4 protein-coding genes and 1 pseudogene are annotated in these 2,457 nt (G+C 53.4%); all 5 read right to left on the bottom strand.

What is annotated here, in order from left to right; translation table 11 throughout:
* On the bottom strand, positions 1-298 hold a 298-nt coding region (locus tag AC2VLY_RS05285), incomplete at its 3' end, for a hypothetical protein (RefSeq protein ID WP_486891990.1).
* A complete protein-coding gene (locus AC2VLY_RS05280) occupies positions 295-1,536 on the bottom strand; it encodes a hypothetical protein (protein WP_486891991.1) in 1,242 nt (413 codons plus the stop codon). The genes AC2VLY_RS05280 and AC2VLY_RS05285, both read right to left, overlap by 4 nt.
* Positions 1,536-1,790: a hypothetical protein gene (locus tag AC2VLY_RS05275; protein ID WP_486891992.1), complete on the bottom strand. Its 255-nt coding sequence runs from the start codon at positions 1,788-1,790 to the stop codon at positions 1,536-1,538. Before AC2VLY_RS05275 ends, AC2VLY_RS05280 begins: the two co-directional genes overlap by 1 nt.
* Positions 1,760-1,942, bottom strand: coding sequence for a hypothetical protein (locus AC2VLY_RS05270; RefSeq protein ID WP_486891993.1), 183 nt, complete (start codon positions 1,940-1,942; stop codon positions 1,760-1,762). Before AC2VLY_RS05270 ends, AC2VLY_RS05275 begins: the two co-directional genes overlap by 31 nt.
* 60 nt (positions 1,943-2,002) lie before the next feature.
* Positions 2,003-2,457: pseudogene (locus AC2VLY_RS05265) on the bottom strand (hypothetical protein); the annotation flags it as partial.

Here is a 2,457-nt window from a genome sequence, read left to right as displayed (position 1 = left end):
ACTGATCTCCAGGTATCAATTCTCCGGGGTGGGACAGACACCACTTTTGGGCATAGAAATAATCCCAGATGGTGAGCTGACATCCCTTGTCAAAGTTGCTGAATCCGCTGCTGATTCCACCGCTGTAATCGGTATCGGCTGCCATGGATGCCGAACTGAACACCTTGCCGACCCACACGGTTGGCCGACAGGCGCGATCAATACGCTCATCAGGTGCTCCTGCAAGAAAGACCCACGCCACGAACAACACCAGCACGGCGACGAGGGTTCCGGCGAAGAATTCCACCAGCTTTTTCAACGGCAATTTCCGGCGGCGCTGAGAATCGCGTCCATGTCGCCCACGGCCCCATCATTGGTCGCAACCTGGGCTTTGCCTGCCTTGTCACACCAGATCACTACGGGATCACCGATATAGCCTGCTGCAGCGAGTAGCGCAGTATTACTGTTGACTTCCTGCGCCATATACAGACTGCCCCGAATGCCCGAAATCCCGCCGGACCAAGTACCACTTGCTCCTACCTTCCCCAACCGTTCGTCCTGGCTCAAGACCTTTTCCGGAGACGGTGCCGAGAGAATCTTTTCGGCCTTTTTGATGCTGCCCTGGTTTTTGAGCGCGACCAGAACATATCGCGCCCGCACTTTTCCGGTATCCACGGCGGATTCCAGCGCATCGTAAAGACGATGGCTGGTTTGACTGTTGGGGTCGATGTAAGCGGTGATGACGGGTCCGGTGGATCCCACGAGGATGCCTTGTCCACCATTTTTAAGCTGCATGAGCGTATTCTTGGAGGTGTCCGTAGTCGCGGATACCGAAGATGCCGGCGCGGTTACATGACCCGTGATCGGCTGGTGTGCCGCAAGCCCGAACGTAGCGGTCGTGTTGTAATTTTTGCCGTTTGCGCCAACCAGTGTGCCGATCAGCACGAGCTTGTTCTGCACATTGACCCAGGCCACGCCCTCTTCCTGATTGGCATCCTTGTAGATCACGCCATCCAGATTTCCCGGCCCTTGCCAGACTTGAACCACGGTAGCGGTTCCATGACTGGCAGCCCCTAAAATGTTCTGAATGGCCTGTGTTGACAGGATGGCAGGAGATGTCGGGTTGTGATTTGCGGGGGGAACCGGCTGCATCGCCATCAACGCACCATTCGCCGGTACTGCTGGCAGGGCGTCCCGCGCTGTTTTGGCGGGATGTGTGGGCTGCATACTGATGTGCATGGAGGGTAGTGCCGCGTTCTGTGCGCTTGTGGTTTGAGCACCCGCTTTCACCCCATCATCGGGATGCTTGGGCACCATCACCTTATTGGCAATCATGATCGCCACAACAAAAACCGCGAGGCCGCCCCAGATCAGCTTTTTCTTGCTGGCTTTGACCTTGCTGCTTCCGCCTGCGATACCACTGATCGGTGTGCGTTCCGATACGGTGCTTTTTTCGGTTGCTTCAGAGGCATTTTCTTCAGAGAGATTAGCCCCTGTTTGCGGTTTTTCCTGAGTTTCCATGTTTTTTACGGATGTTTTTTTGTTTCTTCCGAACATCAGGCGTTCCCCTTGATTTTGGCAATTTCTCCAGCCAGCGCGGTTTTTGCATCCAGCAAGTTCTGCAGGGCTTCCTTTTCTCCTAGTAAAATTACACTACCATCTACTATCACGGTCATATCTTTTATCCCCCTGGGATGCAGAATCTTCGTGAACAACATGGTCAGTATGAATCCCGCAAACTGAACCGGCGGAAGCCCGACCAGTTTTTGTGCTTCCTCTTCTAAGATTTTCTGATCAAGATCATGATCCAATTCAGTATCCCCGTATGCAGCACCCAGAAAAGTCCCATGGCAAGCCCCAGACTCGCCCCACCCAATCCCAACAAAATCCATCCGTAGCGATGATGCGTTTTCGCCTTTTCCGGGATCTTATGATGGATGGTTTCCACGGACCATTTCTGCATTTAATTAACCTATACACTATAATGTTAAAGATTGCACAAGACAAGATCGCCCTACACTTGTCATTTGACAATAATCAGCCCCTCGCGCCGACAGGTAGCAACAATCATGGCAGAGAGCTTCCCGGATGAAACAAAAGCCCGGTATCTTGGCTGATCATTCCGGGCCGCCAGATTGGTATTCGCCGTAACCACTTTGAGCAGATCCACCCGATGTGTAATGTCTTTGGCGATCTTGAAATACTGATCCTGCCGCCAATTCACGAAATGATGGTAGATCTCGGTATCTTCGCCGGTGATCGAAAGATGATGGGCTTTTCTGGCCCTGCTGATGACGCCTGCGGGTAGATGATACTGGATGTCTTTGAATGTCCGGTCGAGATAGTCGATATGCAATTCTCCGACTAGAACACTCCCATCCGGTTCCGCGTGCCAGCGCGGTTGCCACGTCCCCACTCTGCGCGGTTGACGTGGTTCCGGTTCCGGCATTTCGACCCGCACTCCGATTTCCCAGCGGC

It is taken from the genome of Acidithiobacillus sp. TH-A36 (assembly GCF_057473445.1).
The sequence above is the reverse complement of the archived record's forward strand: the minus strand, read 5'-3'. Positions and strand labels throughout refer to the sequence as shown.